The 25,168-nt window shown below is 56.6% G+C and carries 31 protein-coding genes and 3 pseudogenes; 10 read left to right on the top strand and 24 right to left on the bottom strand.

Features of this window, described 5'->3' with window-relative positions; all coding sequences use genetic code 11:
- Positions 1 to 137: 137 nt before the first annotated feature.
- The 3 genes from N436_RS10485 to N436_RS10475 are packed head-to-tail and all read right to left on the bottom strand — an operon-like array spanning position 138 to position 3,087.
- Entirely contained in the window at positions 138 to 1,190 is a 1,053-nt protein-coding gene (locus tag N436_RS10485) for a 3-keto-5-aminohexanoate cleavage protein (protein WP_110740970.1), read from the bottom strand.
- A gap of 54 nt (positions 1,191 to 1,244) precedes the next feature.
- Positions 1,245 to 2,093, bottom strand: a complete 849-nt coding sequence (locus tag N436_RS10480; protein WP_019097549.1) for a TauD/TfdA family dioxygenase — start codon at positions 2,091 to 2,093, stop codon at positions 1,245 to 1,247.
- A gap of 13 nt (positions 2,094 to 2,106) precedes the next feature.
- A complete protein-coding gene (locus N436_RS10475) occupies positions 2,107 to 3,087 on the bottom strand; it encodes a quinone oxidoreductase (protein ID WP_110740969.1) in 981 nt (326 codons plus the stop codon).
- Between the two features lie 227 nt (positions 3,088 to 3,314).
- On the opposite strand from N436_RS10475, the gene N436_RS10470 reads away from it, so the two are divergent.
- The gene (locus tag N436_RS10470) at positions 3,315 to 3,521 is read left to right on the top strand and encodes a hypothetical protein (RefSeq protein ID WP_105948204.1); all 207 of its coding nucleotides are present in this window, start codon (positions 3,315 to 3,317) and stop codon (positions 3,519 to 3,521) included.
- Between the two features lie 27 nt (positions 3,522 to 3,548).
- Here the strand turns inward: N436_RS10470 and N436_RS10465 are convergent, their stop codons facing one another.
- Complete coding sequence (locus N436_RS10465; protein ID WP_110740968.1) at positions 3,549 to 3,968, bottom strand: MerR family transcriptional regulator; 420 nt, start codon at positions 3,966 to 3,968, stop codon at positions 3,549 to 3,551.
- Positions 3,969 to 4,079: 111 nt separating this feature from the next.
- Here N436_RS10465 and N436_RS10460 point away from each other — a divergent pair, with 111 nt between their 5' ends.
- Positions 4,080 to 5,315 carry an NADH:flavin oxidoreductase/NADH oxidase family protein gene (locus N436_RS10460; protein WP_105948043.1) on the top strand — a complete coding sequence of 412 codons (1,236 nt, stop codon included), beginning with the start codon at positions 4,080 to 4,082 and terminating at the stop codon, positions 5,313 to 5,315.
- Between the two features lie 34 nt (positions 5,316 to 5,349).
- A complete protein-coding gene (osmE, locus tag N436_RS10455) occupies positions 5,350 to 5,706 on the top strand; it encodes an osmotically-inducible lipoprotein OsmE (RefSeq protein WP_105948042.1) in 357 nt (118 codons plus the stop codon).
- A gap of 1 nt (position 5,707) precedes the next feature.
- On the opposite strand, the gene N436_RS10450 is transcribed toward osmE, so the two are convergent.
- Positions 5,708 to 6,067, bottom strand: coding sequence for a hypothetical protein (locus N436_RS10450; protein WP_016715626.1), 360 nt, complete (start codon positions 6,065 to 6,067; stop codon positions 5,708 to 5,710).
- 200 nt (positions 6,068 to 6,267) lie between these two features.
- Here N436_RS10450 and N436_RS10445 point away from each other — a divergent pair, with 200 nt between their 5' ends.
- On the top strand, positions 6,268 to 6,468 hold the full coding sequence (locus N436_RS10445; RefSeq protein ID WP_105948041.1) for a hypothetical protein: 201 nt from the start codon (positions 6,268 to 6,270) through the stop codon (positions 6,466 to 6,468).
- Positions 6,469 to 6,626: 158 nt separating this feature from the next.
- The gene (locus N436_RS10440; RefSeq protein ID WP_105948040.1) at positions 6,627 to 6,845 is read left to right on the top strand and encodes a hypothetical protein; all 219 of its coding nucleotides are present in this window, start codon (positions 6,627 to 6,629) and stop codon (positions 6,843 to 6,845) included.
- A gap of 280 nt (positions 6,846 to 7,125) precedes the next feature.
- On the opposite strand, the gene N436_RS10435 is transcribed toward N436_RS10440, so the two are convergent.
- The 4 genes from N436_RS10435 to N436_RS10425 form a co-directional block, all read right to left on the bottom strand.
- On the bottom strand, positions 7,126 to 7,434 hold the full coding sequence (locus N436_RS10435) for a hypothetical protein (protein ID WP_060501703.1): 309 nt from the start codon (positions 7,432 to 7,434) through the stop codon (positions 7,126 to 7,128).
- Between the two features lie 130 nt (positions 7,435 to 7,564).
- A complete protein-coding gene (locus N436_RS10430; protein WP_110740967.1) occupies positions 7,565 to 7,939 on the bottom strand; it encodes a hypothetical protein in 375 nt (124 codons plus the stop codon).
- A 154-nt stretch (positions 7,940 to 8,093) separates the two neighbouring features.
- Complete coding sequence (locus N436_RS28560) at positions 8,094 to 8,234, bottom strand: hypothetical protein (protein WP_177410303.1); 141 nt, start codon at positions 8,232 to 8,234, stop codon at positions 8,094 to 8,096.
- A 548-nt stretch (positions 8,235 to 8,782) separates the two neighbouring features.
- Positions 8,783 to 9,340 carry a GNAT family N-acetyltransferase gene (locus N436_RS10425; RefSeq protein ID WP_110740966.1) on the bottom strand — a complete coding sequence of 186 codons (558 nt, stop codon included), beginning with the start codon at positions 9,338 to 9,340 and terminating at the stop codon, positions 8,783 to 8,785.
- 341 nt (positions 9,341 to 9,681) lie between these two features.
- Between N436_RS10425 and N436_RS10420 the strand changes: the two genes are divergently transcribed.
- The 3 genes and pseudogenes from N436_RS10420 to N436_RS28395 all read left to right on the top strand — a co-directional run bounded on the left by N436_RS10420 (position 9,682) and on the right by N436_RS28395 (position 12,194).
- On the top strand, positions 9,682 to 10,017 hold the full coding sequence (locus N436_RS10420; protein ID WP_256589928.1) for a hypothetical protein: 336 nt from the start codon (positions 9,682 to 9,684) through the stop codon (positions 10,015 to 10,017).
- Positions 10,018 to 10,710: 693 nt separating this feature from the next.
- Positions 10,711 to 10,953 (top strand): annotated as a pseudogene (locus tag N436_RS28720) (site-specific integrase); the annotation flags it as partial.
- 821 nt (positions 10,954 to 11,774) lie between these two features.
- The gene (locus N436_RS28395; RefSeq protein WP_146232422.1) at positions 11,775 to 12,194 is read left to right on the top strand and encodes a hypothetical protein; all 420 of its coding nucleotides are present in this window, start codon (positions 11,775 to 11,777) and stop codon (positions 12,192 to 12,194) included.
- Positions 12,195 to 12,802: 608 nt separating this feature from the next.
- Here N436_RS28395 and N436_RS10400 read toward each other — a convergent pair.
- The 5 genes from N436_RS10400 to N436_RS10380 form a co-directional block, all read right to left on the bottom strand.
- Positions 12,803 to 13,018, bottom strand: a complete 216-nt coding sequence (locus tag N436_RS10400; protein ID WP_110740964.1) for a hypothetical protein — start codon at positions 13,016 to 13,018, stop codon at positions 12,803 to 12,805.
- A 74-nt stretch (positions 13,019 to 13,092) separates the two neighbouring features.
- Positions 13,093 to 14,241 (bottom strand): radical SAM protein, encoded by a 1,149-nt coding sequence (locus N436_RS10395; protein ID WP_256589940.1) that lies wholly within the window; start codon positions 14,239 to 14,241, stop codon positions 13,093 to 13,095.
- 4 nt (positions 14,242 to 14,245) lie between these two features.
- On the bottom strand, positions 14,246 to 14,422 hold the full coding sequence (locus N436_RS28475) for a hypothetical protein (protein WP_158286270.1): 177 nt from the start codon (positions 14,420 to 14,422) through the stop codon (positions 14,246 to 14,248).
- A gap of 397 nt (positions 14,423 to 14,819) precedes the next feature.
- A complete protein-coding gene (gene umuC, locus N436_RS10385) occupies positions 14,820 to 16,094 on the bottom strand; it encodes a translesion error-prone DNA polymerase V subunit UmuC (protein WP_110740961.1) in 1,275 nt (424 codons plus the stop codon).
- The gene (locus N436_RS10380) at positions 16,084 to 16,512 is read right to left on the bottom strand and encodes a LexA family transcriptional regulator (protein WP_110741062.1); all 429 of its coding nucleotides are present in this window, start codon (positions 16,510 to 16,512) and stop codon (positions 16,084 to 16,086) included. The genes umuC and N436_RS10380 overlap by 11 nt, the downstream gene beginning before the upstream one ends.
- Before the next feature lie 103 nt (positions 16,513 to 16,615).
- Here N436_RS10380 and N436_RS10375 point away from each other — a divergent pair, with 103 nt between their 5' ends.
- On the top strand, positions 16,616 to 17,335 hold the full coding sequence (locus N436_RS10375; protein ID WP_110741060.1) for an SOS response-associated peptidase family protein: 720 nt from the start codon (positions 16,616 to 16,618) through the stop codon (positions 17,333 to 17,335).
- Here the strand turns inward: N436_RS10375 and N436_RS28710 are convergent.
- The 3 genes and pseudogenes from N436_RS28710 to N436_RS10360 form a co-directional block, all read right to left on the bottom strand.
- Positions 17,298 to 17,504 (bottom strand): hypothetical protein, encoded by a 207-nt coding sequence (locus tag N436_RS28710; protein WP_110741061.1) that lies wholly within the window; start codon positions 17,502 to 17,504, stop codon positions 17,298 to 17,300. The genes N436_RS10375 and N436_RS28710 overlap by 38 nt on opposite strands.
- Positions 17,505 to 17,525: 21 nt before the next feature.
- On the bottom strand, positions 17,526 to 17,735 hold the full coding sequence (locus N436_RS10365; RefSeq protein WP_110740960.1) for a hypothetical protein: 210 nt from the start codon (positions 17,733 to 17,735) through the stop codon (positions 17,526 to 17,528).
- Between the two features lie 12 nt (positions 17,736 to 17,747).
- Positions 17,748 to 17,990, bottom strand: a pseudogene (locus tag N436_RS10360) (DUF2514 family protein); the annotation flags it as partial.
- A 127-nt stretch (positions 17,991 to 18,117) separates the two neighbouring features.
- On the opposite strand from N436_RS10360, the gene N436_RS10355 reads away from it, so the two are divergent.
- On the top strand, positions 18,118 to 18,861 hold the full coding sequence (locus N436_RS10355) for a hypothetical protein (RefSeq protein ID WP_110740959.1): 744 nt from the start codon (positions 18,118 to 18,120) through the stop codon (positions 18,859 to 18,861).
- Here N436_RS10355 and N436_RS28705 read toward each other — a convergent pair.
- From N436_RS28705 to N436_RS10325, 7 genes and pseudogenes are all read right to left on the bottom strand, one after another.
- Positions 18,858 to 19,081 (bottom strand): annotated as a pseudogene (locus N436_RS28705) (hypothetical protein). The gene N436_RS10355 and the pseudogene N436_RS28705 sit on opposite strands and share 4 nt — an antisense overlap.
- 13 nt (positions 19,082 to 19,094) lie before the next feature.
- Positions 19,095 to 19,610 (bottom strand): DUF2514 domain-containing protein, encoded by a 516-nt coding sequence (locus N436_RS10345; RefSeq protein WP_110740958.1) that lies wholly within the window; start codon positions 19,608 to 19,610, stop codon positions 19,095 to 19,097.
- 82 nt (positions 19,611 to 19,692) lie between these two features.
- The gene (locus N436_RS10340; protein WP_371920902.1) at positions 19,693 to 19,911 is read right to left on the bottom strand and encodes a DUF6527 family protein; all 219 of its coding nucleotides are present in this window, start codon (positions 19,909 to 19,911) and stop codon (positions 19,693 to 19,695) included.
- On the bottom strand, positions 19,908 to 20,396 hold the full coding sequence (locus tag N436_RS10335) for a glycoside hydrolase family protein (protein WP_110740957.1): 489 nt from the start codon (positions 20,394 to 20,396) through the stop codon (positions 19,908 to 19,910). The genes N436_RS10340 and N436_RS10335 overlap by 4 nt, the downstream gene beginning before the upstream one ends.
- Before the next feature lie 62 nt (positions 20,397 to 20,458).
- Positions 20,459 to 22,207 carry a hypothetical protein gene (locus N436_RS28390; protein ID WP_146232423.1) on the bottom strand — a complete coding sequence of 583 codons (1,749 nt, stop codon included), beginning with the start codon at positions 22,205 to 22,207 and terminating at the stop codon, positions 20,459 to 20,461.
- 125 nt (positions 22,208 to 22,332) lie between these two features.
- The gene (locus N436_RS10330) at positions 22,333 to 24,636 is read right to left on the bottom strand and encodes a hypothetical protein (RefSeq protein WP_110740956.1); all 2,304 of its coding nucleotides are present in this window, start codon (positions 24,634 to 24,636) and stop codon (positions 22,333 to 22,335) included.
- Between the two features lie 44 nt (positions 24,637 to 24,680).
- Positions 24,681 to 25,163: a hypothetical protein gene (locus tag N436_RS10325; RefSeq protein ID WP_110740955.1), complete on the bottom strand. Its 483-nt coding sequence runs from the start codon at positions 25,161 to 25,163 to the stop codon at positions 24,681 to 24,683.
- Positions 25,164 to 25,168 lie beyond the last annotated feature (5 nt).

Below are 25,168 nucleotides of genomic sequence, written 5' to 3'. Positions count from 1 at the left end.
GCCTTGTGTCGCGATAGGGGCGCACAGCGCCCCCAAAATCCCCGCGTTAGCATTCAAATTGCCGGGGCCGCTTTGCGGCCCTATCGCGACACAAGGCCGCTCCCACAAAAAGCATCCTGGCCATACCGATCATCGGCTCAGGTACGTTGCGGTACACCTTTGATCCCCGGCTGGCGATTCGGCGCCATGCCGTTGGCCTTCAGGGTCTGCTCGATGCTGTCGTACTGCTGGCCAATGCGGTAAATAACGCGGGCCTCTTTGCCAGTGGCAATCTCGCGACCCAGTTCATGCGCCACGCGCACGGTCTGCCGGATCTGCTGCACCGAGGTGAAGCGTTTGCCGTGCTGGTCGATGATGGTGTCTTCGTTGCCACAGCGCGGGTGCAGGCCCATGGCCAAAGCCATGGTGTTGAACGGCAGCACGTTCTTCAGCAACGACTCGGCGGTCAGCGTGCAGCCGTCCGGTGCGCGGTGGATGAAATTGAAGAAGTTGAACGGATTGGGGCCGTCGAAACCGCCGCCAATGCCGATCCAGGTCAGGTTCAGCGGGCCCATGTAGTCACCCCGGCGCACAATGCGCTCAAGGGTTTCCAGGGCATGCATGCCGGTCAGCTGGAAATGCGGCTGGATATTGCTGGCCTGCAGGCGGCGCAGGTGTTCGCGGACCCAGGCCGGGCCGGCCGGCACGGTCATCTCGCTGTAAGCTGCATGGATTGCGGGGCTGGCCAGCGAAGTGCCTTCAAGGTACTCGGGATACAACAGCTCCATGATGTTCATCTGCGTGGTGTTGATCGCCACCGTCACCTGGTCGGGGCGCGGCGTCAGTTCGGCGAGCATGTGCCGGGTGTCGTCCGACAGCCATTTGGCCGCCTCGCCTTCGCCTTCCGGAGCGAAGGAAATCGAACCACCCACCTGGATGATCATGTCCGGAACCGCCTCACGCACACCGGCGATCAGCTCGTTGAATTTGGACAAGCGCTTGGAGCCTTTGCCGTCCAGTTCACGCACATGCAAGTGCAGCACGGTGGCGCCTGCCTCGTAACAGTCGACGGCCTTCTGCACCTGCTCGTCCATGGTCAGCGGAATGTCTTCAGGGAAGTCTTCGGGCATCCACTCCGGGCCATAGGGGGCCACGGTGATCACCACCTTTTCCATGTTTTCCGGGTGCAACGAATCGTCGAAGAATTGCATGCTGTAGTCCTCGCTATTGTTATTGTGCGGTTGCCGCCAGTGACAGCGACAGGCTTAGAACGTGCGGCTGCCCTTGATCCCGGCGCGCTCCATCTTGCGGTGGCACGGCGGGTAGTCCATGACGGCGTAATGCTGAGTGCTGCGGTTATCCCAGATCGCCACGCTGTTGGGCTTCCAGCGCCAGCGCACCTGGTATTCGGGCAGGTACGCCTGGCTGATCAGGTAACGCAGCAGGTCGCTGGCACCTGGGTTGGCGTCCTGGCCGAACCGCACCCGCTGTGGGGTGTGGTAATTGCTGAAATGGGTGGTGAAGGCGTTGACGAACAACACCTGCTCACCCGTTTCCGGGTGGGTGCGCACCACCGGGTGCTCGGCATCCGGAAACTGCGCCTTCAGCGCCAGGCGTTTGTCCAGTGGCATGGCGGCGCCGAAGCTGGCCTCGATGCTGTGGCGGGCGCGCAGGCCTTCGATTTTGGCTTTTACGTCGCTTGGCAGGTTTTCATAGGCCAGCACCATGTTCGCCCACATCGTATCGCCGCCCACCGGGGGGCATTCGACGCAGCGCAGTACGCAGCCCATGGGGGGCGCCTCGCGCCAGGTGGCGTCGGTGTGCCAGGCATTTTCATAACGGTCGTTGGGCTGGTCCGGGCGCTTGTAGATCTGCACCAGCCCTGGGTGCTCTGGATCGCTACCGGCCACCGGGTGGTCCTCCAGCTCGCCGAAGCGGCGGGCGAAGGCCACATGCTCGGCACGGCTGAAGTGCTGGTCGCGCAGGAACAGCACACGGTGTTGAAGCAACTGCTGGCGCAGTTGGGCGAACAGGTCATCATCGTGAATTGCGTCGGCAAGGTTGACGCCACTTACCTCGGCACCGATCGCGCAGGTCAGTTGTTCGATGTGCATGCTGTTGCCCTCTTCAGATGACGAAGATCGACGAGCCGGTGGTTTTGCGGGCTTCCAGGTCACGGTGGGCCTGAACGGCATCCTGCAAGGCGTAGTGCTGGTTGATTTCGATCCGGATGCGCCCGCTGCTGACGTGGTCGAACAGTTCGCCGGCCAGGTCGGCCTTTTCTGCCGGGTCGGCAATGAAGTCGGCCAGCGCCGGGCGGGTGAGCTGCAGCGAACCCTTGATCGCCAGCAATTGCGGGTCGAACGGCGGGATGGTGCCCGAAGCCGTGCCGACGCATACCATCAGGCCACGGCGTTTGAGCGAATCGAGCGACCCCATGAAGGTGTTCTTGCCAACGCTGTCGAACACCACGTTCACCCCTACCCCGTCGGTCAGCTCACGCACGCGGCTGGCCACGTCCTCGACGCTGTAGTTGATGATGTGGTTACAGCCATGGGCGCGGGCCACTTCAGCCTTGGCCTCGGTGGATACGGTGCCAATCACGTTCAGCCCCAACAGCCTCGCCCACTGCGCGACAATCAGGCCCACCCCGCCAGCAGCGGCATGCAGCAGCACGCTGTCACCGGGCTTGAAGTCATAGAGCCGGCGTAGCAAGTAGGCCGAGGTCAGGCCGCGCATGGTCATGGCGGCAGCGGTCTCGAAGGCAATGGTCTCCGGCAGTTTTATCAGTGCCGCGGCGGGGATAAGGCGCTCGGTGCAATAAGCACCCAGGGTATTGAGGAAGCCGGTATAGGTGACACGGTCACCGACCCTCACCTGAGTCACGCCCTCGCCCACGGCCTCTACCACCCCGGCAGCTTCCACGCCGATGCCATTGGGCAACGGGATCGGGTAGGTGCCATTGCGAAAGTAGGTGTCGGCGTAGTTCAGGCCCACCGCCACCTGGCGCAAACGCACCTGGCCCGGGCCGGGCTCGCCCACCTCGGCATCCTCGTAGCGCAGCACTTCGGGGCCACCGGTCTGATGGAAACGTACGACTTTGGACATGCTTGTCTCTCCACTCATCGATCTGGACGCCTGGCGTCAGTTCTGGATGACTGGACTGTATGCCCTTGGCTTGCAGGGTGCTTCGCATCGGACGACAGCAGGTTTTCATTTGATGACAGCGCGATCGTCGCCCTGCCCTGCATGAACGCCGTTTTATTGATGAGCCTCCTTGATGCTTATCTATGGCGAGACTAATACTTAAGTCTCTGCCTGGGGAGGCACGAAACATGCAACCAAGATTCGTTATCGTTCCCGCTGTGCCGATCGAAAAGGAGTCGTTCCGCATGGGCAGCCGCTATTACGCCGCTACCGTTTGTGGAGGGTTCGACATTTACGATAACCAGGTGAAGGAGCGGCTCAAGCCGAGCTACCCGAGCAGGACGGATGCGCAGGTGCAGTGCGAGCAGATGAACAAGCGCGGTGAGGCGGGATGAACCATGCCAAGGCCGCCCCACCCGGGGTCAAGCGCCTGAGGCCTCAACCTCTTGCCAACCGGCAAGCAAACGCTGGGCGTTCTGTTCGCAGTCCATCCCCTGTGGCTTGCCTTCGATACCGGCAATTACCGCCAGCAACTGAGCACGGTTCTGCGCCAACCGCTGCTGCATCGCCTCGATCTCCGCCACCTTGCGCTTGAGGCTGGCCAGCAACAAACCATGATCGCCCGGTGCTGCCCCGGACGCGTCGGTAAGCTTGCGCATTTCATCCAGGCTGAACCCCGCCTGCTGGCCACAGGTAATGATTTCCAGTGCCCGCACGACCTGCTCCGGGTAATCCCGGTAGCCGTTGCCCAGGCGCCGGGCGGCAATTAGCCCGCTGGCTTCGTAAAAACGGATACGCGATGCACTGAGGCCCGTGCGTCGTGCCAACTCACCAATTTTCATTTCACTGTCATTCCCCTATTGACCTTAAAGTTGACTTTAACCTTAGCCTTCTCTGCAACCTAGCCCACGCGGTCAGTAACCGATGCGTGGTAACCCTGTCCGGAGATCGCCATGACACCCTTCCAGCCGCTGCAACTGCCCAATGGCAGTGTCATTCCCAACCGCATCGCCAAGGCGGCGATGGAAGAAAACCTGGCCAACCCCGACCAGACCCCTTCCGACTCATTGCTGCGCCTGTACCAGGCCTGGGCCGAAGGTGGTGCCGGGTTGTTGCTGACCGGCAATGTGATGGTCGACCCCAGCGCGATGACCGGCCCGGGCGGGGTAATGCTCGATGCCAGCCAGCCGCTGCAACGCTTTCGCGACTGGGCCCGTGTCGGCCGCGCCCATGGCGCGCAATTCTGGATGCAGATCAACCACCCGGGAAGGCAGATGCAGGCCAACCTTGGCCAACCCACCGTGGCGCCGTCGGCCGTGGCCTTGAACATGGGTGGCCTGTCCAGGCTGTTCCCCCTGCCCAAGGCGCTGGACGAAGCCGAGATCGTGGCCCTGATCCAGCGCTTCGCCCGTACCGCAGCGCTGGCCGAAGAGGCCGGCTTCAGTGGCGTGCAGATACATGCCGCTCATGGTTACCTGCTAAGCCAGTTTCTGTCGCCGTTGAGCAACCAGCGTCAAGACCGTTGGGGCGGTAGCCTGGAGAACCGCGCACGGCTGTTGCTGGAAGTCGTCAAGGCCGTGCGCGAGGTCGTTTCGCCCGGTTTCGGCGTGGCAGTGAAGCTGAATTCGGCCGACTTCCAGCGCGGTGGCTTCGAACCTGCGGATGCCCGCCAAGTGGTGCTGTGGCTGAACACGTTGCCAGTGGACCTGGTGGAGCTGTCTGGCGGCAGCTATGAGGCACCGGCCATGCAAGGTGACGCACGCGACGGCCGCACCCTGGCCCGCGAGGCTTACTTTCTGGAGTTTGCCCGGGATATCGCCGCTATCGCGAAGATGCCGGTGATGGTCACGGGGGGTATTCGCCGGCTGCCGGTGGTCGAGCAGGTGCTCGCCAGTGGCGTGGCCATGGCCGGCATCGCCACGGCGCTGGCTGTCGAACCTGGCTTGCCCCGGCGCTGGCACAAGGGCGAGGCGACAGCCAGTGCCGAGCTGAAGCCGATTCGCTGGAAGCGCAAGGCGTTGGCCGCACTGGCGTACATGGCCCTGGTGAAGCTGCAGATGCGCCGGCTGGCAGCAGGCAGCCAGCCCAAGGCCCATGCGTCACCGTTGCGCGCCTTGTTGCTGGAGCAAGGCTGCACCTTACTGCGGGTAAGGCAGTACAGGCGTATGATGAAAAGCCGAGTGGATTGATATGTGGTGCACTGCCCTTTACTGGAGCACTGCCATGAACAAACCCCTTTACGCGCTGCTTTTCACCCTGGCAGCACTTGCTGCCTGTTCATCCAGCTCTGCGCTGTACCACGACCAGCCACTGGTGGCCAAGGTCGATACCGGCATGAGCAAAGACCAGGTCGTGCAAATAGGCGGCAAACCTGATGCCGAGTCCGAACGCACCGTCGTACCCGGCACGTGCTTCGACTACATGCTGTCCAAGGCCGGAAACCGGCAACCCTACAGCGTCAGCTTCGACGCCAACGGCAAGGTGGACAAGACCGCCTTCATGACCTGCGCCGAATGGAGCAATGCCCAGCACAAGGCCCGCCTGCCCAGCATGGGCGGTTCGAGCGGCTCGGGCTACTGACTCAGTCCAGGCACTCTCGGGCAGCCTGGCGCAATTTGTCGCCCGACAGGAAGCTGCCCTTGTAGAACGTCGCGCGGCTGCCATCGCGAGAATCGACCACGTCCAGCACATCGTCGCTCGCTACGGCACTGGGCGCCGTCAGCCGATAACCGTGGGCTATCGACTTCTGCGTAGCCTGGGGCGCCAGTGCCTGCCACTTGGGCAGGACACAGGCGGCGTACTGCTGCGGCGATTTCTTGGTCAGTTTACTGGCCGTGGGTTTGCCGGGGGTTGCGCAGCCGGCAAGGCTGGCAACTAACGCAGAAGTGATAAAGATACGAAAGGTAGGCATTTGCAATTGGCCATTAGGGATACGCTGCATTCTAACGGGGGTTGCGCCGAGTTACTAATCAACCAAGGTCTGGCTGCAGGTTTTCGCGCAATTGACACAGCAATAGCGCGCTGCTGGATGAGGCCAGACAGGGGTCGACGGTAAGCACCTGATAATTCTGCCAGTAGCGTGAGCAGGTGGAGGCTGCGACAGTAACGGGGTCAACCCACACGTCGGCAAGGAGTTATGCAATGCAAAATAACGCCAACAAAACACTTCTTTTCTATCAGAATGGCAAACTCATCACCCTTAAAACCGGTGAACAGAACCGTAGCATTTTTCGCCACTCGGACGTGCCACTTGCCGAGCAACAATCAGATGGTATCCAGTCCGTCGGATTGTTGGTAACGGACGATAAAGGTTCGGTACTGCAGGTGGAAACAGACAGCTGAAAAAAACCAGGGGCTCTCCTACGCCCCAGCAAGCATCGCGTAAGCTCTTCCGGGTTTGGGCGAGAAAGCGCCTTCTATAAATCGGTTGCGTTTCACCCTGCCCTGCGGCGATGCTCACAGGCTCGTTGAAGCAACTGACAAGGAAGGCCTTTAACACCATGGAAACGCTTCATAGCATCAAGTCAGACCTGGTCAGAACAGCCGATCACCTGGACCAACTCAGTCAGGCCATGAGTGGTCACGCCAGGTTCATGGCGGCGCGTGGTAGCTCGCAAAACGAGGTGGATGTTGCTGCGCACATCAAGTCCATCGATGTGGTTGCGGACGAGTTGCGCTCTGTCGCCGCAAGAATCGACGACATTGAAGGCGCTTGTTGACTGAATTCAAAGCCCGGAAAACGCCTTGGCTTGCCTGCTAATCCATGCCTGACCTTGACTACATACCCGGTTCAGGGTGCCAGCCCCCCAAACGCGGGTCAGGGTTTGGCTCCCCGGTACAGCACGATGGCCGCTACATCGAGGGCCAGCACGCTGGCGACAAACAGAAACATGACATACAGGTCTTCAGGAAGCATTGCCGTATCCCCCAAATGCGCCGGTTTGAAAGGGTACGAGCAATATCCGTTCCAGTCGGCGCATCAGGTACCCGGGCAGCGACTCAGCTGAACTTGAGCTTCACCACTTTGCTCAGCGCCCAACCACCGAAGACGTAGAACGCATCCAGGTAGAGGCGCCCTGCATAGTTGGGCAACGGCGCGTTATTCAACAACACATCCGGGTCGGGCGCAGGGGGAAACAGCGCATAAAAACCGTTGGGCAGCACCGCCAGCGCCAGCAGCAACACATAAGTCGAGGCTTGCAGCAGGGTCGCGCGACTGCTGGATCTGGCGGACCACTTCAAGCCGTAGTACGCAACCAGACCTGCAACGGGCAACACCCAGAAATGCGTCGGGATCCCAATGAACATTTCGGCGACAACGCTTCTTGCTTGCACCCGCGATTCTCCTTCCAAATAGGCGGATTATTGCGGCCGTGGCCCGCAAATGCAAAAAGCCCGCTCTCAACAGCGGGCTTTTTGTGTTTTCCAGTGCTAACAATCACGCCTTGGAACACATCAGTGCGGCATCCAGCAACCTGCCATGGTCGTACCAGGCATCACGTTGATAAGCCGTGAACTGGCGCTGAGTTCCCGTGCCCCGCAACTCTACAAGCCCCTGCGCCTTGTCGGGGTCGGTGCTTTCGATGAACAGCCTGACCGCATTATCGCTCTGGACTTCGTAGGTTTTCACATTGCCTTGAAGTTCGTCTTTGACGCACCCCAGATACACGGGTGGGCTTTTCGCGGTACTGCCAACGGTATAATCGTGGCTGTCACGTACATCAGGGTTTTGTGCGCAGCCTGCCATGAACACCATAGCGAACCCGGACACAAATATTGCGATTGCGCCTGCTCGCGATCTTGAGCTCTTCACGCGACACGCTCCTGTTGCCCCATGAGAAACAGGTAAAGTCATTACCAGCCAGCCGCCCTGTTTTGGTTATCGTGTGCCCATGTTACTGCTGGAAGGCAACCCGGTATCAGGCTTATTGGCTATATGGACCTCGGGGCGCCCCTCGCGCCCGCCATCAGTAGCGACGATACTCCTGCCCGCCATGATCACCGTCGTAATAATGGCGATGATGCCGCCCGTCATGCCAGTATGGCCAGCAGCCACTGAGCAGCAGCAAACCGGACAACACCACAACCCATGCAGTCTTGCGTTTCATGTGCGTACCTCCGACAAGCGAAGCCAAGGCTTGCTTACGTTGGACCACACTCAATCGGGATGTTCAGGCAGGCGCAAGCCGCTGGTCATCTTCCCCGACAGGTTTCATGTAGCGGCTGGCCCCGATTACGCGTATGGCGTGCCCCACAACCGGGGTCAGGATATGACATTGAGAAACACATAAGTCGCCGCCAGGTCCAGCACCAGCACAGCCACCACGCTGAAAATCATGTAATAGCGGTCATCCTGAGTCATTTCTGCGTACCCCGCATGTTCAATGTCTCAGGGTCTCAGCAATTCCTGTTCCAGCGCTGTATTAAAGCAATGCAGCGTTAGCTGTCCGCACCTTACTGCCTGGATTCCGGCACGAACTGCCAACTTCCCATCAGGATGATTACTCCGGTTATTGCTACGTAGAGCAGGTATTGGCCTGGATGCACCCTGCAGATATCGCCTGATAGCTGTCGCTGACGGTCCGAAATTGACCCAAAGCTGCCCTTCGGAGGGCAGCTTACAACTCGAAGCTGGCGGCGACTGAGTGCGTGAAAACTAGCGACTGGCAGTCGACCTTTCTAGCCAGTCAGCACGCGTCATTTCCCATATTTCGACCTCCATCGGTCCAGATACAAATTCTCCTGCCCGCACGTCTACCAAGCGCATACCCTCATGTTTGGAGACCTTGCGAGATGCGTCGTTGGCAACCGCTTTGGGAACCTGCATGACCGGACGCGACAGTGTCTCGAACCAATAAGCATTGATAATCCGGCATGCCTCACGCATGTAGCCCTTTCCCCACCATTGTGGTGCGAGCCAGAAACCTCTGTTGTTTCCAGGCTGATCATACAAACTGATGCTACCCAGGGTGCAGCCAGCATCGTTGCGCATGCGGATCATCCAGTGCCTTTCACGACCTGCTGCCATGGCAGGCAGGGCGATATCTCGGACATAGACCAGCGCCCCGTCCTCTGGATACGGCCATGGGACACGACGATCCAGGTAGCGAACCACCTCCCAGCAGGGGAATAGCGCCTGAATGATGGGTGAATCCTCCAGCTGGAGGGGCGTGAGAACCAGCCGATCGGTGATCAGCGTCGGAAGACAGTCCATGACATTCGTTCCCGGGCATCCCTGTGAGACGGTGATTATCAGTACAGGGCTTGTTTGTGTCGACCGCTCCCTGATTTGTGAAACGTCACTACCGGAGGCATTGGGTCGATGACGCCAGTCGCGAAGGGCAGCAACCGGCCAGGAGCTGTCATTCAAATCGGATTTTTATTTGCCTGACTTATTGGGTTGGCGAGGCATTCCGCCTCCAGAAGATCCTTTGGTGGAAAACAGAGACACCTCCCTCACAGCCCTCAGGCCCAATGATAGAATCCTGTTTTGAAAAAGGAGTTTCATCTGTGGAGACTGGAAAAAAGAGCTGCCCCTATTGCGCGGAAGCCATCATGGCTGAAGCCATTTTATGCAAGCACTGCCAATCTGACCTCAGGCAACCAATACGGAATCCACCTTGGGGCCCACTACCGTCAGTAAGGAGAATGGGCTCTGTCAACAAGGCTATCGTCGGGATCATCATTGCCATCACCCTGTACTGGGCTTTCGGCTTTTATGCCGGAGACACGCCAGCAGACAAGGAAAGAATACAGGCCCAAGATGCCGTCGAACTATGCCGCGAGAAACTAGACAGCTACTCCGGCCCAGCAGTAGGGAAAAGCATATTCTCTGATGCTTGTCGAAAGCTGGAAGTCGAAACCCGCAAGCGTTTAGGCAACGCGCCTTAGGAGACGTTGATTACAAAAGTGGCTTATCACTTGGCGCGTAAAGGCGCGAAGGTCACCGTGTCGATTTCCCTCAGGAGCGCGCTCCCTCCGGCGCGGCCCGCCAGTGCCTATCGCCTTTTACTCGGCGCCCCCATGAAACTACCGGTGATGAGTACGGCAGCAGGACCGATAAGCCAAGTCAGGTGCGACTCGGGGTACTTTGCCGTCACCACAATGACAAAAACAAAAAGGCCCATCCCGGACCACAGCCGCTTCCGTGGCGTCAACCACTCTCGAAATTCTTCCAGCCGTCTACCCATCACCGCGCTCCCTGCTTCAGCCTTTGTTTCGAGCCTTATTGCACCTGTATCACTTCGACAAAACCTAGCGCTTGCGACGAAGACCGGGCGACCAGGCAGTAAAGAACCAGTAGATCCCCGTCCCGAAGACCAGGCTCCACCGGCTTTGCGGGTTGATAACCATCCCAACCAGGCCAAGGACGATCAACGCTACGCCTGCGCGCCTCCTGCGCTTCGGATTGAACCACGCCTGGAACGCCCGAAGTCTCTCGCTAACCCGCATCACCGCTCTCCCTGCCAGGTAAGCGGCGAAGCATATCACCCCTGTTCAACAATAACGCCACCCCGTGAAGGCGGCGCAGAACCACAAGCGTCCAGCCAAGTGCCTGAAGGCCTGTTGTGCGGCTGAGCGATGGTGCCGAGACTGAATGAATTGGGGATCAAGCGTCGCTCCCCATACAACTGCCGTCACACCTATGCGACAATGCGCGCAATGTCCGGCCTCAACCCCGCATTTATCGCCCAACAGCTGGGTCACAGCGTTCAGATGCTGCTGTCGACGTATGCCCGTTGGCTTAACTCAAGCTCCGACTGGAGCGAGCTGGAAAAGCTCAAGATTGGTATCAAATCGGTATCAGCTGAAAGCCCAGCGTCGTAAGTTACTGATAGGTAAGCCCTTTGATCTCCACCGCTAACATCACCATGCGATTATTTTCGCGGTTTTGAGCGGTGTAGAGTGCAATGTTTTCGGGGGTTTCAGCCTCTCAACAACGCACCAAAACGCATGCATTGGCCCAAGAATTGGCCCAAGGATCGCTCGCAGTTTTGAGACCTAGGCCGAGCGGTTTCCCGGATTTGCAATCCGGGTTGTATTTCCTTGTATTTCAGAAGCTTACAAATATTTCGATTCCGCATCGAAGCGTTTTGAACTGCGCTGCAAGCCAATAAAATCAAGGGGTCGCTAGTCAGTTGCGGAACTGATTTGGGTCTCCTTTCGTCCGGTTTGCAGTGCTGCACGAATGCGCCTAAGACAACCTCAGCACCGGCTTAACCCATTTCGCCCCCCCAAGAGCAGTGACTGACGTCTACCGTCAACATCACCATGCGCTATGCCATGGGGTTTAGCGGGTGGGGATGTGTTGATTTTGCTGGCCCAAACTACCCTTGCCCCCTCACGGAAATACATCAGTTGGTTCGGGAATTGGTCCGGCGATCAACCATGAACTCCCGTGCCGGAAACGCACAACCCTCACAGAACCTGCGCGGCACCTAGTGATGGACCGGTAGTTTCTTAACTCCCAAATCGATATCAAAGTCAAAAAAGCTATAGCTGAATATACTAACGCTTTACCTCTGGTAGTCTAACTTAAGATTTAATACGTTACGCGCACAAAATTATATCGCTCAAATAATTAGCGAACCTAAAATCGCTTGACCTTTACCTCATGAACCCTAGTACCCATGACACAGGCCTCTATCATGTCAGAAATAACCGAAACCTCTTTGCTTGAGTTGATGAATCAGCCAAACCTGCAATGCGACATTACTAATGCAGCATTTCAAAACAATGTTGCTGCAGCCCACAGGGTTCATATAATCGCAATAGGAGCAATAGTTAAATATGAAGATGGGACCACTCAGCAGCTGGGGCCAAAGAGCGTTGATTTAACAAGTGGGCAGTCTACCGTTTTAATGTCGGCATGCTCATCGAAATGTTGCAAAAGCGTTTTTGGGACCATAACCGTTCGCCAAGAAGGTCGGAACGATACAAAAACTGTTTCAGCGACCAAATACCCTTCCGGTCCTGACAGATGCCTTTTGCAAGCTTCATTTGTATTAGGTGTAACAAATCCTGCAGCTACGGACATCAGCTTAGATTCCACACTTGATTTTTCTTAATATCGAAGGGACGACAACATGACCAGCTTTCGCTATAGCCTCGTACTGGTCGCAACCATTGGCTTAACGCCGTTTTTTCAAGTAGAGGCAGCGACTGGGCCAGCCTGTATAAAAAACAAAAACGCCAATGCATCAATTTTTGTTAGCGTGCGCTGGCCTGGCGGCCAAACTAACTTTGAGCTCAGGCCGCTAGAAACTCACCGACTTGACAACATGAATGATGCAGATACTGTAGTATGCGTAGACAAGAAGCCGCCACCACCCTATTCTTGCCCAAACCAACAAAAAGTGCCCATTAACAACTGCTAAAAAGCAACATTCAGAATAACTGATTGGTGATGATGCATTACCATCACCGCATGCGAGAGTGCGACCTTAATTACGTTGTGTTCCCCCATCAATGGGACAAAAGGTAAGAACTTTTGTGCACACACCAATGATGCAGCAGTAGCGGAAAAAATCGACCTCAGGCCGCGCCCCCTGCGGCCTGCGAATCGAGCCTGTCTAATATGGTTCGGCCAGTTTCGGCGACTTTCGCCCAGTAAAACCGGGATGGTTTTGAGCGGTTTTAGACACCCAGCACCACCCTCCTCCGGCGTTCTGCCGACCTACTCCAAATCCTTCTCAGACTCATCCAGCGCCCATAGCCTGGCCGACTCGACGATCTCCAGCATGTCGATCAGGTCACCGTCATCGACCTCTCGCCGCCGGCGTGCGGCATAGGCCATCTCATCGAGCACTGCTGCGCGTCGATCGGGATCAGCCACCAGGGCAACCTGGTCGTTCAGCTCAGCCAGCCAGGCCTGCGGAAGCTCAGTTGCCATAATCGCCCACCGCCCTGCACCACCACGACTGGCCGTTAAGCCCCCCTTCCATCTCCTCGACACGTTTCTCGTCTTCAGCGAAGCGCATATTCAATCTCAGCGAGATTCACCCCGGAACGATATAGCAACCCACAAACGTGCTCGTAAAAAATTTTCAGATCTTTGCAATATATAGACTTGTTCCGAAACCCATCTTTAACACTATATCGATGCGTAAGCTGCCCTCCGCAGCATATACGCTCGTAGGCACAACCACCGCAAGCTAAGGGCACCTCATCCGCACCTAAAGACGATAGCTTCACTTCATTACTATCAAAGGCTTCCATCAAACCGTTCGACGACAGATTCATTCCAAGATCAACTACATGATCTCCACATGGACGGAGGAAGTCATCGCCGTTTATATCTCCATCGCTTAACACGGTCAGCGCTGTCGATCGTGCCGGGCCGAAGCCCCCTAGTAAAGAGTGGCGACCGAGCAAAAGCGAAACGGTCGACGTCAAAATGCGGATATCTACACTCCCCTGCCCGTAGCAAAGCCAATGATCAAGCAACAAACATAGATACTCACCACAGCCCCTCGAAGTTCCAATTATTGGATTTTCGCAGGTGGCATCCGGCAACAAAAAATCCATATTTTTTATACCAAGATCATTGACTACAAAATCATACACCACAGCAGGATCTACTGCTGGCTGTATTACTATCAACGCGCCTGGGGGGCTTATCTTTTCAGCCTTAGCCGCGCCAACCAATTTGTGTATTCCAGCAACGGTTTTGTCAAAGGTTGCTCTCCCGCGCTTATCAAGCCTAAAACGATCGTGGACTTCTCTTGGCCCATCGACTGACACCCCAACGCCAATCTTAAATTCTTGAAATATCTCAATCCACTCATCATCCACAAGCATTGCATTTGTTTGCATGCACAAAGCAACTTTTTTGTTTGCTGAAATGATCGACATCAATTCAAGACAAAGCGCCCGAAAACGAACTTTACCGAAAAGTAGAGGCTCCCCTCCATGGAATATTATTCGAACAGAATCGCAAAAACCATTCAGCAACGCATCTTGAATCCTAGCTTTCAGAATTGGGACTGACTCATCCAAAAACCTCCACGGCCGCGTTAACGCACTCCTATCATCATTCTCGAAATAGTAACAGTAGGTGCAAGCTATATTGCACCTTTCTGTTAGCTTTAATATTATCTCCAGTCGCCCGACCATTTCACTAGAAGCTCTTTGTCCAAGAGATCCAGGCATCAAAGTCTTGAGTCGTTGCTCCTTTAAGATCATCTAAAAACTTTTTGCTAACGGTCGGCCCGGCATTGGACCCGGTTTTTACATCTGCACCTGCTTTTTTAAGCTTTTCCAAGAGCTCGGCAATCTCATCACTTTTATCAACCATGACCAATCGCTCCATGACACTTAGCATTAGAGGAACTGCGATTACAAAAACAATGCTAGATACTAATTGTGTCAAGTCCAGAGAAAAGCAAAATCATTTTGCTATTACACTTCTTTTCTTATTCAAATTATTTATTACAGGAGCCATTGATGTGCCAAACTCATAGAAAGCTCTGACACCAAATTGACTCAGAGCGGTTCGCATGACTGGTCATGCGCGAGCGCCCACAGCCTGGCCGCCTCAGCAAACTCCAGCATGTCAGTCAGCTGATCGGCGCCAACATCGCCCCGTCGGTGCGCAGATATAGCGAGTTCAGCAAGCACAGCTGCACGCCCATCGGGATCAGTCACTATCGCCGACTGGTCATTCAGCTCGGCCAACCAAGCCGCTGGCAGGCTCAACACTTGACTGTCCACAGCTGATCGATCCGCGTGGTATAGGATTGGCTCATCATCTCCCTCCTCATTCCCCAGTCCGGCGTCGCCGGAACACTGGCAGCCCGCATAGTCCCCCTCCCCCAGCGCTCGTTGATGTCATCCATCACCTTCATCAGTCGGTCACATGCCACCGACTGCTTGAGCGTGAACAAGTCCTCTGAAAACTCACCTGATTGCCGCAGGTCCATCAGCAGCACCTCAGCCTTGCTGTAGCGGAACCCGGGCCTAAAGATCCGCTCGACCGCATCGGTGGCCAGTCGAGTCATCAGCAGCGTGTCGCAGGTTGGGTAAGGAAGCTCTACCAGCGCACCCTGGGCGTGATGCGCTTCTTCCGGATTGAACATCCCGGTACGGATGCTGATTCGCATGCGCTTGCAAACTGACCCTTGAGCCCGGAGTTTCTCCGCGGCGCGGCCAACGTAAGTGGCCACGGCCTGTTTGATCGGTGCCAGCTCAGTAAGCCGCTTTCCGAACATCCGACTGCAGCAGATCTCCTGTTTCGGCGGTTCGGCCTCGTCAAGTTCAAGGCATGGCGTGCCAGCGAGCTCTCGGGCCGTCTTTTCAACCACAACGCTGAACTTCTGGCGAAGTGTCCAGGCGTCAGCTTTGGCAAGGTCCATGGCTGTGCGGATGCCCATCGCTTCAAGGTGAGCGGTCATACACCGACCAATGCCCCAAACTTCCTTCACCTCGGTATTGCGCAACACCCAATCACGCTTGAACGGATCGGTGATGTCGACCACGCCACCCGTCTGTGCCTGCAGGCGCTTGGCCGTATGGTTGGCCAGCTTCGCGAGCGTCTTCGTGCCAGCAATGCCGACGCCCACCGGAATTCCCGTGCACTGGAAAATCCTCGAGCGCACCTTCCGCCCGAACTGAGTCAGATTTTCCTGAATACCGGACAAGTCAGCGAAGCATTCGTCGATGCTGTAGATCTCGGTGGCCGGCACCATGGACTCGATCAGGGTCATGACTCGCTCGCTCATGTCGCCGTACAGCGCGTAATTGCTGCTGAAGGCCATGATGCCGTGCCGGCGCAGCTTGTCCTTCGCCTGGAAATACGGCTCGCCCATCTTCACGAATGGCTTTGCGTCGTAGGACCTAGCGATTACACAGCCATCGTTGTTGCTCAGCACAACAATTGGGGTCTTGGCCAGGTCCGGCCGGAACACGCGCTCGCAGCTCGCGTAGAACGAGTTGCAATCGATCAGCGCGAACACCTGGTCACTGCGCATGGTCGCGCACGCTATAACGCACAACGCCCCAAACGACGAGCTCATCGCCTTCCATGATGTACCGCGGAGGATACGCCGGGTTCTCCGACTTCAGTATGACCACGCCGTCACGACGGTGCAGTCGCTTGCATACCGGCTCACTGTTGACCGCGGCAATGACCACATCCCCGTGTTCAGCCTCGCGGCCGCGATCGACGATGACGATGTCACCGGAGTAGATCCCAGCCCCTTGCATGCTATCGCCTTCCACTTTCACCAGATACACATGTGGCGCGCGGAGGTCGAATAACTCATCAAGGGAAATATGGCCTTCCAAGTGGTCTGCAGCAGGCGACGGAAATCCGGCCGGCACACGAAAGGAATACAGCGGAAGCGAATCGGTACCGCCGATTGGTGTGCCCAAGAAAGTGATAGTCATGGTGGAAGGTCCGAAGCAAACTGTATGCATATACAGTAAATCCGGCATCGGCTGCCCGGTCAATCCTGGGCGATGAAAATTCTGACAGGCGAGAGGGGTGATTATGTGCGGACGGTACTCGATCTATGAGGCGATGGATCACTATCTGCGCCAGCTATCGCTGGACCTGGTAGTAATCAATGGCTACGACCATGAACCGATCAGGCGCTTCAATGTGGCGCCTTCGACCCGGGTCGAGGTCATTCGCAGAGTAGACGAGGGGCTGAGCGTGGATAGGGTCAAGTGGGGATGGTCGCCTTTCTGGGCGAAGGGGAAACGCCCGGACCCGATCAATGCCCGGGCAGAGACGGCGGTAATGGGAAAGTTCTTCAAGGCTCTGTGGCCGAATGGAAGAGCTTTGGCACCGGCAAATGGCTGGTTCGAATGGGTTCCAGATCCTGCAGACCCGAAGCGAAAGCAGCCCTACTACATCACGAGCGCCGATGGCGGACCGCTATTTTTTGCCGCGCTCGCAGAAGTACATCAGGGTCTGGAGCCAGATGAGCGAGATGGATTTGTCGTCATCACAGCCGCTGCTGATCAAGGCCTGATCGACATCCACGACAGAAAGCCCTTGGTGCTCTCGCCTGAAACCGCAAGGGAATGGCTGGATCCAGCCACATTAGGCGAGCGCTTGGAAGCCATTGTCGAGGCTGGATGCCGGCCGGCACAGGACTTCCGATGGTTTCCAGTTGGCAAGGCGGTGGGGAATGTTAGGAACCAAGGCCCCGAATTGATTGAACCTGTCAGTGAACAGAACCGCCAGGGCGACCTAGAGCTCTGAGCTGGTAGTCGTTAACCGCCTGGAACTGCGATTCGGCAATTAGCCGCAAGCGCTCGACCGTTTCGGGAGAATCGCCTGCCGCCTGAGCTTCGTGGTACCGCTTCATCGCAGCCACAGCATCGCGGTACATGGGGTCATCGGGTAGCAGGGGTGGCGATTTTTCGCTCATTTGCATCCACCGTGGCCGGTGTCATTGAATGGTGGATGGTGGCTGACCAGCCGCGACCAGCTGGTAGTCAATGGCTGCATTGTAAAGCGAGTCGGCCAGCAGGCGTAGGCGCTCAATTTCGTCGATGGACGCACCATCCTCCTCGGCTGCTCGATGAGCACGAATAGCTTCCAAGGCTTGACGAAGCAGGGGTTCGCCGGCGAGAGCTATGCCTTCCAATGTTCTTTTCATCGTCTGCTCCAGCTATGGGGCCAGAGCATTATAGGACGATTCACATAGCTGCCCCGCTATTCGGGCTCGGTCATAAGCTTTTGCCAGCTCTCCCGCTCGTGCATCAGCCCGGTCGCGCAGTTCGGAGAGCACCATGGCGGCGCGGGTGGCTGCCTGGCCTCTGGCGACAGCGGCGGTTTCCGAGCCGGGGCAACTGTCGGTGGCAACGAACCGGCCGACTTCACTGCGCAACCGCTGGCCAGCAGCATCGGTGCCAACATCCTTAAAATCAGCACTTGCTCAGACCTCGCGAGTGCCTTTTTTGTGTAAAATCTGCCGCTTTGGCTGGGGAATGCCAGCTTTATGACAGCCTACGTGATCACTATGCCAAAGCGGTAATGCCATGGACGAAATTGAAAATCCCTTTGAAGAACTGCACGGCTTGATGCAGGCGGCCGTTGCCATGTCCCCTGGGCATAAGACTCTGGACGTCTGGGCTTCTGTGCTGAAATGCTCGGCTTCGAACTCGATTGAGGTAGCAAAAGGTCTAAACAGAGTCATTTTGCTAATGGAGCGCTCCCGCAAAGCGATTACCTTTATCCCCGGCGATAGAGAGCGATTCGTGACACCTATCCAACAGCTGGAGACATTGTTCGAATCCCAGAACCTGACAAACTTATGGAGCGACTACAGGAGTTATCTTGACGCCTCGACCCTGACTGCGCTCGATTTTGGAGCATATGCACTGTCGCAATTCTCCCCAGGGTCGTCCCCGGAAAAATCAGTTGCGATACGGCAGTATATTGAAAAGCTAGACAATCTCCTTGCGGAAGCTCTGGAAGCAGACCTCTCTGATCCGATCAAGAAATTGTTCATCAAACACCTCGAAGCGCTTCGCACTGCTCTTCTCCGCTACAAAGTGGAGGGGCCCGAGGTGTTGGAGGCTGCTCTTGACGGTGCCATTGGAGCCCTTCATCGCAACGGAGCTAGTATCCGAGATGAGCCAGAACAAGGCCAAGAGCTGTTCCATCGGTTTTGGGATATGCTGTCAAAGGTTAACGATTTAGCTTCTGGCGCTGAAAATGCGACCGCACTGTTGGGGTTTGTATCCCCGCTGTTGCTGCCTTTGATTGCCAACAGTATCTAGTGAAGAGGGGGCAAATCTTTTCCGCACGCTTTGGCGATCACCATAAACTGGTAACCGGACCCAACCTGAAAAAGCGACTCGGCCAGCAGCCGTAGGCACTCGATCTCTTAAGATGGGGCGCCACCGTATTCGCTTCGTGGATTCGGCGCAGTGCGTCGATTGCTTGTTGAATCAGCGGCTTGCCTGCCTCGACCATCCCGATGGACGTCCGCTTGTCCACAGTCCTGCTCCGGTCAGTTGATCAACGCATTATAGGATGCTTCACACGCGAGCCCCGCTATTCGGGCGCGGTCATAAGCCTGCGCCAGCTCTCGATTCGTAGCGACAGACCGCTCGAGCAGGTCGGAGAGCACCATGGCGGCGCGGGTGGCTGCCTGGCCTCGGGCGATAGCGGCGGTATCCGGGCCGGGGCAACTGACGGCGGCAGCGAATTGGGTGGCGTCACTGCGCAGCCGCTTGCCAGCAGCATCGGCGTCAGCAGCGCCAGCATCAGCAATCGTTCGTTCTTCCTGGGCATGGGCTCTCGCCTCCTCTTGCACCGTGGCGCGTCGTTGTTCTTCCTGCCGAGCGCCTCGCTCGCCGATCACTTCGGCCAGCCGGTCACCACTGTCTCGTTGCGCCGATGCCTGGCCAGCCTCTGCTCGCTCAATCGACCGACCATGCTGGTATATGCCCCAGTAGGAGGCGACCACCAGGAGCACGACCAGTAAGCGCAGCGGGAGTGAAAGTTTCGCTACCAGCTGTCCCATGCTGCCTCCCACTCTGGAAGGTCGACCGTTTGCCCGGCCAGGTCATGGGTGCTGTCGGCTAGATACTGGATTCGACCGTCTGTCACGAAGGAATGGCAGACCGTTTCTTTATTGCCGTGCGATACCGGGACAGCACAGACGGAGTGAAGGTCGGCGCGTCAGCATTCTCGTTGTACCCCCAGCGCGGCCCATGGCCTGCGCCCACGTTCATGCTATGCGGCAGGTTGCAACCATTGCAGAAGAACCACAGCGATCCGTCATCGGCCTGGCCCAGGCAGCGGCCTATCGTTTTGATGGTCATGCCAGCACCCCGCCAAGCTCTTTCCACTTGGCCAACAGCTTGTCCAGTCGGTGTGGGTTCTGCCCGTAGGTGTTGCCCGGAAAGCTGGCCCAGATGTTCGAGCACTTAGCGATGGCCTGCTGGATACGGCCGGCCTTGATGTCATCCAGCGCACGGCGCTCGCGGATCTGCTGGAGAGCAATGCGGTCCTGGTTCTCCGGTATAAATCCGCCTTGCAATCCCAAGCTTACTCGATAGGCGTCCCAGTAACGCTCAAGAAGTTGGTATCGTCCAGCAGCGGTGCTGGTGACCGATTTACCGTTGATGGGAAAGGTAAGCTTTCGACGAGGGTGATCAGCATAGTCACGGAACAGGCTGCCCCCATAAAGCACGTTATAACCGTCATCGCTGGCCTTGACCGTCGAGGTACCTTCAGACCAGGCAAGCAAGTCGAGAAATGCCAGCACGTTGAGACCGCCGACGGCAGTAGAATTAAGTCGAGCCATGTTATCTCCAGAAAAGAAAACGCCCGCGATGGCGGGCGTATAAAACTCTATTTCGCTCTAATTCAACCGCTAAGTTCAACGTTACAACTATTAAGCACAGCTGTGCCGGAATCACTAAGGGAGCGACCAGCGACCTCGAAGGTAAGTGACTCGTTCGGGAGGTCTATATATCCGGATACGAGTTGGCCCACAGCCTGCCCAAGATTCTGGGATGCTCCCAAGCACGAAAACTGCAACTGGAAGGCACTTCGAGAACTGGTCGGACGCATGAAAAGCTCAATACGACCATATGCCCCAGCGTTAACCCGGTAGGTACCTAGAGCTACGGCCTCACCGCTAATTAGGCGAATAGTTGGTGTAAAAAGCCCATCTGCCGATTGGGCCCGACAGGTTATGATCATACGGATAGCCTGATCTTGATCAGCTACATACCCTACACGCGTTGTCGCGATACCATTTAAAATGGTGGCTTCTGCAACACCTGAGGTCGATCCACCTGCAAACCTAAGTGTGATATCGCTCCATCGATTCGACCTGTATTGCGAAAGATCATCTACCCCGCCAGCACGACACAAGTACCGTCGGATATTGGCTTCTCCCCCAACACCATAGACATCTGGAATTCCTGGATTGTCTGCTCCAAACCCACCACGTAGGTTCCAGCAAATATTATTTTGATAGAACTTACAGCCTCTCGTATCAATCGAACAGTTAGATTTATAACCAAACAGAGCTGAACCATATGCTACAGCGGCCGGCAACCGACCGTTGTTACGAAACTCGGTATAGTCGAAAACAGTGCTCGAGTCATGTTTTGAGTACAAGCCATATTCAAGCGCATTTCTAACAATAGTATAGGTTGAACTCGTAGCACTCAGTGACATGCGCCCACCCGTATTATCCAAACCGTAGCGAGCCCCATCTGAGATCCCTCCGGAGACTGTTACTGAACCACCGGGCAGAGCAGATATATTGGATAAACCGTTCCCATAGAACCCGCAATTCTGGACAAATACTACGCTACCTGCTGCAACAGCCAATGCACGTCGAACTTGTTGAACATTCGATAAAGCTGGATCGTACCAATTTCGCATGCACAGATTAGTAATGCTGACTCGGTTTCCCTGCCCAGTGTTGAAGCCGCTCAAGGCACTCAAGCCAGATCCATCGAGAAAGGCGGTGTAGACACTTGGCTCGACCTGAGAGCCTCCTACCGAAGGAAACTCAAAAGATAGGTAGTTTGCACCATTGGCCAGCCAGTCTGGCAACGTAACAGACTCATTATAAATTCCGGCAGCGCCAACGACGATCCACCTCCCGGAAAGCGGCATATAATTCCGCAACGCAGCTATAGTCCCAGAAAAGCCATTAAGTGGACGTTCAGGACTCAAGCCATCCCCTTTACCTCCTGGCGCCATATAAAGCCTGTTCACATCAGTGCTTGACGGCTGAAGATTAAATATATTTGAACCAGCCTTAATACTTCCTGCACCAAGGTGACGAACAGAATGAAGCCCCGGAATAGTTTGATTAGTTACTAGCGGCTCCGACCCCGCCGGCCAATACAAATCAGCACTCTTGGCAATAGCTACAGCAGTGGCAGACTCTAAGCCGGCTTGGATCACTTCTGCCCCACCTCCAGCCCCATCGACATAGTCCTTAACCGACACCACATCGCGTAGCCTTTCTTGGACAGAACGATTGAGTTGCCCCGGACCATTGGGATCATATATTACATTTGCGGCATTATTGACATCGCCAACTTGAGGCAGGGCATTTGTTTTATTAACAACTTTATCTGAGACAGTCATTAGGCATCCCCCTCTACCACTTGTCCGAGGGGGGCGACTACAGGAACAGTGACTCTGATGATGTAACGCATGGGTTTTCTCCAGGCACAAAGAAGCCCGCGCGTGGCGGGCACTAAAGGTCAGATCTAAATAGCCAGGCTCACGCCGGAGGTTGTCACAGCGACCATTTTACGGCGGCCTACAGACAGCGCAGCCTTGGTGTCGAAACCGGCCTCCGCTGTATCGGAAAAGAAGTGATATCCGCCCCGCCACCTGTAGCTCTCGCCCGCGTTGAGCGTTGCTGGCATCGCCGCGACGATGGCGTTATAGAACTTCGCTCGCGGAGGCCCATCAGGCTCTTGGCCGCCGCGAATGAAAGAAGCGCTTGGGGAAACGTAGCGCCCGTCGCCTGCCTCATAGGCACGGTCGACCCAGCAGGCCATTGTCCCGTTGCTCGACTTCATCAGCAGCAACCAGGCCTTCGGATAGGCGGTGCGCGCCCCGCTTGACTGGGTTGCGTCAAGAGCGACCCGCGCAGGCAACTGAGAATCCGGCAGCATCTGGGTCGCGTTGAACCCACCGAAGTAGGCCTGCGGCCCGTTGTCTACGCTGACGGCAACGGCCTCAAGCGCGGTGATCTGGGCATGGATCTGCATACCGCTGCCCGACATGTCCAGCGAGAATGCCTGCTGCAAGGCATAGCGTCCGAGGGTGATGGTGTTGTAGGCGAACAGGTGGTTGACGATCATGCATTCCAGGCTGGTGACATAGCCTGAGTTCGTCTTGTCCACGAGCTGCCCATCGGCATAGATGGCGAACAGGACGTTCTTGGCGGTCGCCTCACCACCGGCATTGCCGTCGCTGCCATGAGCGCCACCTGTGTAATAGCGTGCCCCAGCATCGCCGTTGTTCAGCGCCTGAACGATCATCGGCGGCAGGTAGTCGGTTTCCACGTCACTCAGCATCGTCCAGGTGGCGGCAGAGAGGTCGGCGACCTTGGGGGCCCTGTCGATCCTTGTCAGGTTCGGGAGACTGTTGATCGCTGCCGGCCTGACCGTGACGCGGTAGGCGTAATCACCCGACACATAGGCGTAAGTCAGCGCCTTGGTCGTGGCGTTGTAGGTGTAATAAACCCCTGTCTTCTGGCCATCCCCGGATGGAATGGCGGTGATTGCCTGCTTGTAGCGGCTTTCGTCGATGATCCAGCTGTAGCCGGGAAAGCCCGTGTTTACTGCCGCGTAGGCAGAGCCATCAGCAGGGAGCTTGCTGCCGTCCACGGTCAGCTTGAACTTCACGTACGGCTTGACGGTAGTGGCCACGGTCAGCGTCTGCACGCCCCCTGCCCGTTTGAGCGTCCCGGCGATCGTGGTGAAGTGCTGCAGGCGAACCGCGACAGATGCCGATTCATAGGTTGCCTTGTCGAATTCCTCAAGGATCAGGCCGATTGACGACAAGCCCGTCACTACCACCCCACCAGATCCGACCACCGCAACGCAGGTAATGTAGGCGACCCGGTACAACTTGCCGTCTTCCGCTCCAAGCACCTCGATGTCGAGGAAGAGGTCGCGAAACGGTTGGTAGTCGGCACTCACCGTGGCGTTGCGTGGCGTCGCCATGCTGAGCGGGAACACCTTGCTTGCATTGATAGACAGCGTGTCGATCTGCGGCGATTTGTACTCGGAGGCGTAGGTGTAGCAGCTCTCGTCGATGATCCACGACCAGGCATCGAACCCCGAGTTGGAGTTGGAGTTGATCGGAGTTCCAGCCGCAGGCAGGCCAGCGGGATCGACCGTGATCTTGAACTGCATTTCCGGCCGGGAGGTCGGAACCAGCACCACCGTTTGAATGCCGCCAGCCCGGGTGATTTGCGGCTGCGTCCCGGCAAGGGGGATCAACTCCACCCGACCTGCTGCGGTTGTCGCGTAGGTGGCAGAATCGTACTTTTCGATGATCCAGTTGAACCCATTTCCACCATTTTCGTTCGCCTGGTAAGAAATGCGGTAGTACTCGCCTTGCCGGGCGTTCACCACGACCACGTCCAGAATCGACTTGTTCCAGGAAGCGCTCAGGGCAGATGTCACACCCGCTCGAATTTTTTGACGCAGCGGGTATCCCTTACCCCGGTTTATGGTTAAGCCGTCTGCGATGAACGAGAGTATTGAGTTGATTTCAACCGCTACTCCGGCATCGTTGCGGTACCGGGTTTCTGCTTTGTCGCCGGTAGAGGGCACCGTGAAAAACCGGTTGTCAGTCCCGGTTCCGTTGGTCTTCGTCAGGCCCTCGGCAACTGTTGGGTAAGTGCCAATGCTGGCCAGGAACTCGGCATAGATCTTTTTCAGGGTCGGCTTGGTGGTGCCGTTGATCGTGACGAAATCAGCATCCGACAAGAACAGCGCGTTAGCGTTGGACACGAGCTGATTGAAAAGCTGAACGTCGGTGGCTCCGCTCATAAAAACTCCAGGCAAAAAAATGCCCGCGATCAGCGGGCAGAGATTCAGGTCATCTGGGCGCCGGGCCAAGACTTGGTGTACCAACGCATAAGCTCGGCGGTTAGAGCTGCGTTCATAACTGGCAATGGCATGCCGAGGAGCAGCTCCGCGAACTCTGCCTCATCAACGATGGGGAGCTCGAATAGCTCGAGTGTGGCGCTGTAGCGCCACATGTCGACACCAATCAGATCGGGGCCCTGATAGATATCCGTAAATCTGGAGCGGGTCGGCTGTATGCCGAGTGGACTCTTTATCGGGCAAAGAAACCAATCGGCGTAACCAATTCCCCATTTGCACCAGCCCTCAAACAAGCGCGCCTGCTTGGCTGTGAAAATCCAGGAAACACTGACCATGGTTGGAACGCTTGAATAGAGCCGGCGCTGCACAGCCCTGCCACTGACTTTCGGGGATCGGCGAATTGGGCTGATCGGCGTGAAGCCGTACCTCTCACGCAGCGGCAAGGGCAGCCCTTCAGGGTAAACAAGCATGATCC

The organism is Pseudomonas sp. RV120224-01b, from assembly GCF_003208145.1.
Lineage (GTDB): Bacteria > Pseudomonadota > Gammaproteobacteria > Pseudomonadales > Pseudomonadaceae > Aquipseudomonas > Aquipseudomonas monteilii.
The sequence above is the reverse complement of the archived record's forward strand: the minus strand, read 5'-3'. Positions and strand labels throughout refer to the sequence as shown.

Coding starts and splice junctions, on each gene's coding strand:
- N436_RS10485 (WP_110740970.1), bottom strand. CDS start 1,190: ATGCAATTCTTCGACGATTCGTTGCACCCGGAAAACATGGAAAAGGTG.
- N436_RS10480 (WP_019097549.1), bottom strand. CDS start 2,093: ATGCACATCGAACAACTGACCTGCGCGATCGGTGCCGAGGTAAGTGGC.
- N436_RS10475 (WP_110740969.1), bottom strand. CDS start 3,087: ATGTCCAAAGTCGTACGTTTCCATCAGACCGGTGGCCCCGAAGTGCTG.
- N436_RS10470 (WP_105948204.1), top strand. CDS start 3,315: ATGCAACCAAGATTCGTTATCGTTCCCGCTGTGCCGATCGAAAAGGAG.
- N436_RS10465 (WP_110740968.1), bottom strand. CDS start 3,968: ATGAAAATTGGTGAGTTGGCACGACGCACGGGCCTCAGTGCATCGCGT.
- N436_RS10460 (WP_105948043.1), top strand. CDS start 4,080: ATGACACCCTTCCAGCCGCTGCAACTGCCCAATGGCAGTGTCATTCCC.
- osmE (WP_105948042.1), top strand. CDS start 5,350: ATGAACAAACCCCTTTACGCGCTGCTTTTCACCCTGGCAGCACTTGCT.
- N436_RS10450 (WP_016715626.1), bottom strand. CDS start 6,067: ATGCAGCGTATCCCTAATGGCCAATTGCAAATGCCTACCTTTCGTATC.
- N436_RS10445 (WP_105948041.1), top strand. CDS start 6,268: ATGCAAAATAACGCCAACAAAACACTTCTTTTCTATCAGAATGGCAAA.
- N436_RS10440 (WP_105948040.1), top strand. CDS start 6,627: ATGGAAACGCTTCATAGCATCAAGTCAGACCTGGTCAGAACAGCCGAT.
- N436_RS10435 (WP_060501703.1), bottom strand. CDS start 7,434: ATGTTCATTGGGATCCCGACGCATTTCTGGGTGTTGCCCGTTGCAGGT.
- N436_RS28560 (WP_177410303.1), bottom strand. CDS start 8,234: ATGAAACGCAAGACTGCATGGGTTGTGGTGTTGTCCGGTTTGCTGCTG.
- N436_RS10425 (WP_110740966.1), bottom strand. CDS start 9,340: ATGGACTGTCTTCCGACGCTGATCACCGATCGGCTGGTTCTCACGCCC.
- N436_RS10420 (WP_256589928.1), top strand. CDS start 9,682: ATGGCTGAAGCCATTTTATGCAAGCACTGCCAATCTGACCTCAGGCAA.
- N436_RS28395 (WP_146232422.1), top strand. CDS start 11,775: ATGTCAGAAATAACCGAAACCTCTTTGCTTGAGTTGATGAATCAGCCA.
- N436_RS10400 (WP_110740964.1), bottom strand. CDS start 13,018: ATGGCAACTGAGCTTCCGCAGGCCTGGCTGGCTGAGCTGAACGACCAG.
- N436_RS10395 (WP_256589940.1), bottom strand. CDS start 14,241: ATGGTCGGGCGACTGGAGATAATATTAAAGCTAACAGAAAGGTGCAAT.
- N436_RS28475 (WP_158286270.1), bottom strand. CDS start 14,422: ATGGTTGATAAAAGTGATGAGATTGCCGAGCTCTTGGAAAAGCTTAAA.
- umuC (WP_110740961.1), bottom strand. CDS start 16,094: ATGCGCAGTGACCAGGTGTTCGCGCTGATCGATTGCAACTCGTTCTAC.
- N436_RS10380 (WP_110741062.1), bottom strand. CDS start 16,512: ATGACTATCACTTTCTTGGGCACACCAATCGGCGGTACCGATTCGCTT.
- N436_RS10375 (WP_110741060.1), top strand. CDS start 16,616: ATGTGCGGACGGTACTCGATCTATGAGGCGATGGATCACTATCTGCGC.
- N436_RS28710 (WP_110741061.1), bottom strand. CDS start 17,504: ATGAGCGAAAAATCGCCACCCCTGCTACCCGATGACCCCATGTACCGC.
- N436_RS10365 (WP_110740960.1), bottom strand. CDS start 17,735: ATGAAAAGAACATTGGAAGGCATAGCTCTCGCCGGCGAACCCCTGCTT.
- N436_RS10355 (WP_110740959.1), top strand. CDS start 18,118: ATGGACGAAATTGAAAATCCCTTTGAAGAACTGCACGGCTTGATGCAG.
- N436_RS10345 (WP_110740958.1), bottom strand. CDS start 19,610: ATGGGACAGCTGGTAGCGAAACTTTCACTCCCGCTGCGCTTACTGGTC.
- N436_RS10340 (WP_371920902.1), bottom strand. CDS start 19,911: ATGACCATCAAAACGATAGGCCGCTGCCTGGGCCAGGCCGATGACGGA.
- N436_RS10335 (WP_110740957.1), bottom strand. CDS start 20,396: ATGGCTCGACTTAATTCTACTGCCGTCGGCGGTCTCAACGTGCTGGCA.
- N436_RS28390 (WP_146232423.1), bottom strand. CDS start 22,207: ATGACTGTCTCAGATAAAGTTGTTAATAAAACAAATGCCCTGCCTCAA.
- N436_RS10330 (WP_110740956.1), bottom strand. CDS start 24,636: ATGAGCGGAGCCACCGACGTTCAGCTTTTCAATCAGCTCGTGTCCAAC.
- N436_RS10325 (WP_110740955.1), bottom strand. CDS start 25,163: ATGCTTGTTTACCCTGAAGGGCTGCCCTTGCCGCTGCGTGAGAGGTAC.